The 6878-nt window shown below is 41.8% G+C and carries 6 protein-coding genes and 1 riboswitch; of the genes, 1 reads left to right on the forward strand and 5 read right to left on the reverse strand.

The window, feature by feature from the left end:
• Positions 1–148 precede the first annotated feature (148 nt).
• The 4 genes from A3O17_RS00220 to A3O17_RS07850 form a co-directional block, all read right to left on the reverse strand.
• Positions 149–1453, reverse strand: coding sequence for a uracil-xanthine permease family protein (locus tag A3O17_RS00220; RefSeq protein ID WP_064213099.1), 1305 nt, complete (start codon positions 1451–1453; stop codon positions 149–151).
• Between the two features lie 178 nt (positions 1454–1631).
• Positions 1632–2828 carry a methionine adenosyltransferase gene (gene metK / locus A3O17_RS00225; RefSeq protein ID WP_057827456.1) on the reverse strand — a complete coding sequence of 399 codons (1197 nt, stop codon included), beginning with the start codon at positions 2826–2828 and terminating at the stop codon, positions 1632–1634.
• Positions 2826–2919: riboswitch (SMK box riboswitch) on the reverse strand. (Overlaps the previous gene by 3 nt.)
• Positions 2920–2988: 69 nt before the next feature.
• Entirely contained in the window at positions 2989–3480 is a 492-nt protein-coding gene (locus A3O17_RS00230; RefSeq protein WP_064213100.1) for a hypothetical protein, read from the reverse strand.
• 19 nt (positions 3481–3499) lie between these two features.
• On the reverse strand, positions 3500–3673 hold the full coding sequence (locus A3O17_RS07850; RefSeq protein ID WP_155728916.1) for a hypothetical protein: 174 nt from the start codon (positions 3671–3673) through the stop codon (positions 3500–3502).
• A gap of 186 nt (positions 3674–3859) precedes the next feature.
• Between A3O17_RS07850 and A3O17_RS00235 the strand changes: the two genes are divergently transcribed.
• Positions 3860–5032 (forward strand): SAM-dependent methyltransferase, encoded by a 1173-nt coding sequence (locus A3O17_RS00235; RefSeq protein ID WP_064213101.1) that lies wholly within the window; start codon positions 3860–3862, stop codon positions 5030–5032.
• A gap of 328 nt (positions 5033–5360) precedes the next feature.
• On the opposite strand, the gene A3O17_RS00240 is transcribed toward A3O17_RS00235, so the two are convergent.
• Positions 5361–6743 (reverse strand): class II fumarate hydratase, encoded by a 1383-nt coding sequence (locus A3O17_RS00240; RefSeq protein WP_064213102.1) that lies wholly within the window; start codon positions 6741–6743, stop codon positions 5361–5363.
• Positions 6744–6878: the final 135 nt, after the last annotated feature.

Below are 6878 nucleotides of genomic sequence, written 5' to 3' on the forward strand. Positions count from 1 at the left end.
ATAACAATCTAATTGTACCCAATTAAATTCGATAATTCAATCAAAATATTAACATTAATTAAAAATAATACCTTATTGTTTGTAAATCGGTTCTAATATCTAAAATCATTCGTTTAATTTTATTAATTGGTAAGCTCCAATTTAATTTTTAGTCATTGCGTTTGGCCGCTTTGGCTTCAACTTCTTTTTCGCTATTGGCTTTATCTGGCAAAATCAAGTTCAAAATAACCCCGATGACTGATGCAACAGCTAAGCCAGAGAATTGATATTGCCCAAGTTGAAGGTAAGCATTTCCGATCCCAATAACTAAAATCGTTGAGGCAACCATTAAGTTACGCTTCTTTCCTAAATCAACTTTGTTATCGATCAAAACCTTTAATCCGTTTGAGGCAATTACCCCGAAAAGCAGGAATGAGATCCCACCGATTACCGGACTTGGAATTGATTGGATCAACGCACTTAACTTATCGATAAAACTGAACAGGATTGCAAATAATGCCGCTCCGCCAAGAACGTAAACACTGTGAACCTTAGTGATTGCAAGAACCCCAATGTTTTCACCGTAACTTGTAACCGGCGGACCCCCTACAAGCCCGGCAATAATTGAAGCCGTCCCATCACCAGCAAGTGTGTGGTTTAATCCCGGATCCTTGAAGAAATCCCGGTCAGTCAATTCATTCAAGACCATAATGTGCCCCATGTGTTCCGTCATGGTAACGAACGCAATTGGCGCCATACTTAAGATCGCACCCCAGAAAATATGCGGGTGGTACGTCACAAATGGAATTTGGAATGCTGGCAAACTGATCCAGTGTGCCTTGGCAATCGGCGCAAAGTTGACCAGACCGAATAAGCATGCAATTCCGTAACCGAAGACGATTCCTAAAAGAATCGGAATCAATCCCATGAATCCTTTGAGATACATGTTAAAGAAGATCGTAATCATTAAGGTTAACAATGCAACTAAGAAGTACCGCAAGTCATAGTGACCAGCAGCGTTGATCGTTGCATCCTTTGCAGCTGTTCCCGCGAGCGATAACCCAATTACCATGATGATCGGCCCAACAACGATCGGCGGTAAGATCTTATCGATCCAATCCGAACCGATTTTGCTGACGATCAGCGACACGATCAGGTATACACACCCAACGGCAATCGTTCCTTGGGCGATTCCCGGATAACCGACCGTCTTCATTAAGGCAACCATCGGCACAATGAATGAAAAACTCGATCCCATATATGCGGGGATCTTGCCTTTCGTAATCAGGATATACATCAACGTTCCGACCCCGGAACTGAATAAGGCGATTCCTGGATTTAGTCCAACCAGAATTGGAACCAAAACGGTTGAGCCAAACATTGAAAACATATGCTGAATTGACAGTCCGACCCATTGCCCTGGTTTCGGCCGTTCATTGACATCTAAGACAACATCGTGTTTCTTTTCAGCCATAAAAACTTCCTCCTAACAAAAAATAGCCTTTGCATATCCTGTGATACACAAAAGCTATTTTCAAATTTGATTTTCTCAAATAAACCCGAATGTCTTTTGTGGCCTCACAGGACCAAATTAAAGGACTCTTTTAAACTGTCATTCAGTATACTTGGCATTCGAGCGATTGTCAAATCAATTATTTTTCGTTAGCGATTACTTTCTTTAATTCATCGACCTTATCTGTCTTTTCCCATGGAAGGTCAAGATCATCACGGCCGAATGCGCCGTAAGCAGCGGTTTGCTTGTAAATTGGCCGGCGCAAGTCTAACATCTTGATGATGCCGGCTGGACGTAAATCAAAGACCTTGCGAATTGCAGCCACTAACTTGTCTTCGCTGACTTTGCCGGTGCCAAAGGTGTTGACTGAAATTGAAACCGGACGAGCAACCCCAATCGCGTATGCAAGTTGAATTTCAACTTCGTCAGCGAAGCCGGCAGCAACGATATTTTTGGCAATGTACCGGGCAGCGTAACTTGCTGAACGGTCAACCTTGGTTGCGTCTTTTCCAGAGAAGGCTCCGCCACCATGGTGAGCAGCTCCACCATACGTGTCAACGATGATCTTCCGGCCAGTTAATCCTGAATCCCCGTGAGGACCGCCAATTACGAACCGGCCAGTTGGGTTAACGTAGATCTTGGTTTGGTCATCCAACAGGTCAGCTGGGATAACCTTCTTAATTACCTTTTCAATAACATCTTTCCGAATTTGTTCAAGTGATGCATCAGCCAAGTGTTGGGTTGAAAGAACAACCGTGTCAACCCGCTTTGGCTTGTGGTTTTCATCGTATTCGATCGTAACTTGGGCTTTAGCATCCGGTCCAAGGTAAGTTAAAATCCCGTTCTTCCGGATTTCAGCAAGTTTACGCATCAACTTGTGGCTTAACATTAACGGCATTGGCATTAATTCCGGTGTTTCGTTAATGGCGTAACCAAACATCATTCCTTGGTCGCCGGCACCGATTTCATCAAATTCATCTTGATCGCCTTCGCGCCGTTCGATTGATTCATCAACCCCCTGCGCAATATCAGGTGATTGTTCATCAATGGCCGTCAAGACCGCACATGAATCACCGTCAAACCCAAACTTACCATCAACGTAACCAATATCATTGATCGTTTGACGGGCAATCTTTTGAATGTCAACGTATGCGGAAGTTGACATTTCACCGACAACAACGACTAATCCAGTTGTAACAGTCGTCTCGATCGCAGCCCGGGCTTGCGGGTCCTGCTTTAAAACAGCATCTAAAATGGCATCGCTGATTTGGTCAGCAATCTTATCTGGATGCCCTTCAGATACAGATTCTGAAGTAAATAAATATTTTTCTGACATAAAAAACGTCCCCCATTTGAATTAATAATTTTAAATGGTTACAAGGCATCTTCACAAACGTGAATCCTATCGGGAATGAATTGTAACTATTTAAGTGTACTATGCTATTCTATCATTTTTAACAAAACGCGCAATAAGAATGTGCGATAAGATAAATCAATTAAAACAACTTAAACTGATAATTCATTTTCTTGCCAATTTTATTAAGGGTTAAGTCTAATTGCCGCCTTATATCTTTATCTTTACTTAAACTAACCTTTTTCCCTGACTCCGTTTCATAGTCTTTTTGTTCGATGTCATAAAAATAATCCTGATGATTCCTTTTATCAATTACCTCCCAACCCCCAGCATTTTTAGGGGTGTCACTCATAACATAGAGATATCTAGAGGAATTAACCTTAATCGTATATGAATACCAAAAAGTATCTTCGTATTCTTCAGAACTTCCACCACTTTTTTCAATTAAATCATAGTTTGATTGTGGGAGACCACAATTACAATTTTTGTATAAATATGTCATTTTTTGTTCAACATTATAAAAATTGTTAAACAAAACAATTCTGACTCCACCAGCAATCAAATCAAACATTAGCCATAGTATAAATCCCCATTTGATTATTTTTTTGATCCATGTACCTATCTTTTTAATCAACTAAGTAACGTCTCCAATTCTACTCATTTATATTCCAAGTATTTTTTAAATTTTCCCAATCATCAGGAGTAAGAATCTTCACATTTCCATCTTGAAGTTGTTGAATTGATTCGCGTAAAAATTCACGGCTTTGCTTATTTTCTAATAAATATGCTGTTTCGTCTAATGAAGTGTGGTTATGAATTAATTTCATCGTTTTCCCCTTTATTTAAACGTACAGTGCCAAATTTAATTGTATTCTTAGCATATATTTTTTAATTTGGCAAGCTACAAACAAATCAATCAATTTGTATCTAAATGTCAGGAATGGTAAAATTTAAACTATTAGATATATCTTGATATCTATAATTGCTAATTATTATATATTGGGGGCATTTATATGCTTGATAGCATGCTTTTTAAAACCATTTTGAAGCATTCCTTTGATTTTCCGGTCAAAGTCAACTATGCTGATGGTTCAAGCAAACAATACGGTGGCGATGGAACTCCCGAAGCAGTGATTACCTTTCGTGATAATATCCCTGTTAAGGAATTGATCAAGAATCCATCCGTCTGTCTTGGCGAAGCATATATGGATGGCATTATTGATATCCAAGGCTCGATCCAAAAGATCATTGCCTCTGCATATCGTTCAGAAGGCAGCTTTTTGCGCAGTGCCAAACTGAAAAAGTACCACCCTCACCAAGATCATTCTGAAAACAAAAATAAGGCGGATATTCAAAGCCATTACGACATCGGAAATGACTTTTACAAGTTGTGGCTGGATTCAACGATGACTTACTCATGTGCCTACTTTGAAAATCCAGATGATACCTTGGAACAAGCACAAATGAATAAGGTTCACCACATTTTAAAGAAGCTCGATCCGCAACCGGGCAAGACCATGCTTGATATTGGTTGTGGCTGGGGAACATTGATGTTGACGGCCGCCAAGGAATATAACCTGAAAGTTACTGGGATTACCTTGAGTAAGGAACAGTACAACTACGTTAACCAACAAATCAAGGAACTTGGACTTGAAGGTCAAGCTGAAGTAATCCTTGAAGACTACCGTGAGCTGAAACACGAACCGTTTGATTACATTACAAGCGTCGGGATGTTCGAACACGTCGGCCATGATGAGTTACCGCGGTACTTCAAGATCATCAATAAGTACCTTAAAGATGACGGAATCGCCTTGATCCACGGAATCACGCGGCAACAAGGCGGGGCTTCCAATGCCTGGCTTGATAAATACATCTTCCCTGGCGGCTACATTCCAGGATTGGTTGAAAACATGACTAACATTGTCGAAGCCGAACTTCAATTATCTGATCTTGAAAGTTTGCGGCGGCATTATCAAAAGACGCTTGAAATCTGGGACAAGAACTTTAACGCGCACCGTGAAGAAATTGTTGCGAAAATGGGTGAACGGTTTGCACGGATGTGGGACTTGTACTTGCAAGCATGTGCCGCTTCATTTGAATCCGGCAACATTGATGTCATGCAGTTCCAATTAACCAAGGGGCCAAGCGGAATCAACATGCCAATGACCCGCGAATACATGAACTAAACTGAATAAAAATAACAAAATGGCAAGGTCAAGAACCTTGTCATTTTTTATACTAAAAGGAAGGTGTGACAAAACTTTAAAAACGAGCGTGGTGGAAGCAGAAAAGCGAATGAATCGCGTCAGCATAGATTCGGAGATTTTCGAACTTCCACTCAGCTCGTTTGTTTTGGAACCCGATTATGCGAATATAGCAAAGGAGGTTGCGACTTATATCACAACCTCCTTCATTAGCAATCCATTGGTGGACGGCCCGCCCACATCTCTTTTTGTATACCTCACGGGTGCGATCGCTGCCTGTTCGATCCTCAATGGATTCCTTTCTCAATTTTTATTTATCATAATTCGTCATCTTCAACGGATCGACCCATTGATCGAATTGTTCAGCGGTTACTTTGCCAGACTTCAATGCGGCTTCCCGCAAAGTGGTTCCTTCGCGTTCTGCCATTTGGGCAATTTCAGCACTTGCATGGTAACCGATATGCGGTGATAATGCGGTAACAGTCATCAACGAGTTGTCGACTAAGGCTTGCATCCGTTCCCGGTTGACCGTCAATCCGGCAACCATCTTGTCCGTAAAGCCCATGATCGTTCCGGTAAGAATCTCACATGATTCAAGGAATGCGGCAATCAAAACCGGTTTATAAACGTTCATTTCAAAGTTACCTTGCGAGCAAGCAATCGTGATCGTCGTATCATTGCCCATGACCCGCGCAGCAGCCATCGTGATGGCTTCAGCTTGAGTTGGATTGACCTTTCCGGGCATAATTGATGATCCCGGTTCGTTTGCTGGAATATTTAATTCATTGTAACCCGCGCGCGGACCGCTTGCGAGGAAGCGAACATCATTTGCAATCTTCAATAGATCGCTGGCTAATGTCTTAATTGCACCATGAACAACGTTAAGTCCCGAATGAGCGGCTAATCCATAAAACTTGTTGGACTTGGCCGTTAAGTTACCGCCATAGATCTGATTCAGGTGCTTAGTAATTTGATCGGCAAACCCGTCTGGGGTATTCAAACCGGTCCCCACCGCCGTTCCGCCAATTGCCAATTCGTTCAAGGTTGGTTTCAATTCGGATAAGTAGTCAACGTCATGCTGAACCATACTCTTCCAGCCGCTGACTTCCTGGCCAAACGTTAACGGGGTTGCGTCTTGTAAGTGCGTCCGCCCGATTTTAACAACGTCCCAAAATTCACGTTGCTTTTCGTCCAACACCGTGATCAAGTGGTGCGCAGCTTTTTCAAGCTCACTAACCTTTTCAAGCGCTGCAATATTCATTGCGGTTGGGAACGTGTCATTTGAACTTTGACTGCGGTTAACATCATCGTTGGGCAAAATTTCAACTGAATCGTCAATTTGAGCCGCTTTATGCGCTACGACTTCATTAACGTTCATGTTCGTTTGTGTTCCGGAACCCGTTTGGTAAACGTGAAGCGGGAATTCTTGCCGTAATTCAGCATCATTTTGGGCCAGTAAAGCGTCCACGGCCTTAACGATCAAATCTGCCTTTTCCTTTTCAATATTTCCCTGTTCAAGGTTGGCCAAGGCGGCGGCTTTCTTGATGTTTAACATTGCCTTGATCACGTCCAACGGCATTAAAGCTCCTGTTGGAAAGTTATGCCGGCTCCGTTCAGTTTGCGGACCCCACAATGCCGTTTGCGGAATCTTAACATCACCAAGCGTATCGGCCTCAATTCGATAGTCTGTCATTTTCAATTCTCCCTCGTAATATATATTTTGTAATCATCTCACGATGATTTTCCTTAAAAATTAAATTCTTTGTTTTAGTACTGTGTGGTACCTGAGATAATAGTCATATAGGAAATCCTAAATGGGATTGTTCTA

Source organism: Ligilactobacillus aviarius (genome assembly GCF_001654615.1).
In the GTDB taxonomy this organism is placed as follows: domain Bacteria; phylum Bacillota; class Bacilli; order Lactobacillales; family Lactobacillaceae; genus Ligilactobacillus; species Ligilactobacillus aviarius_B.

Excerpts from the sequence above, each read along its gene's own strand:
- A3O17_RS00220 (WP_064213099.1), bottom strand. The coding sequence starts at position 1,453 with ATGGCTGAAAAGAAACACGATGTTGTCTTAGATGTCAATGAACGGCCG.
- metK (WP_057827456.1), bottom strand. The coding sequence starts at position 2,828 with ATGTCAGAAAAATATTTATTTACTTCAGAATCTGTATCTGAAGGGCAT.
- A3O17_RS07850 (WP_155728916.1), bottom strand. The coding sequence starts at position 3,673 with ATGAAATTAATTCATAACCACACTTCATTAGACGAAACAGCATATTTA.
- A3O17_RS00235 (WP_064213101.1), top strand. The coding sequence starts at position 3,860 with ATGCTTGATAGCATGCTTTTTAAAACCATTTTGAAGCATTCCTTTGAT.
- A3O17_RS00240 (WP_064213102.1), bottom strand. The coding sequence starts at position 6,743 with ATGACAGACTATCGAATTGAGGCCGATACGCTTGGTGATGTTAAGATT.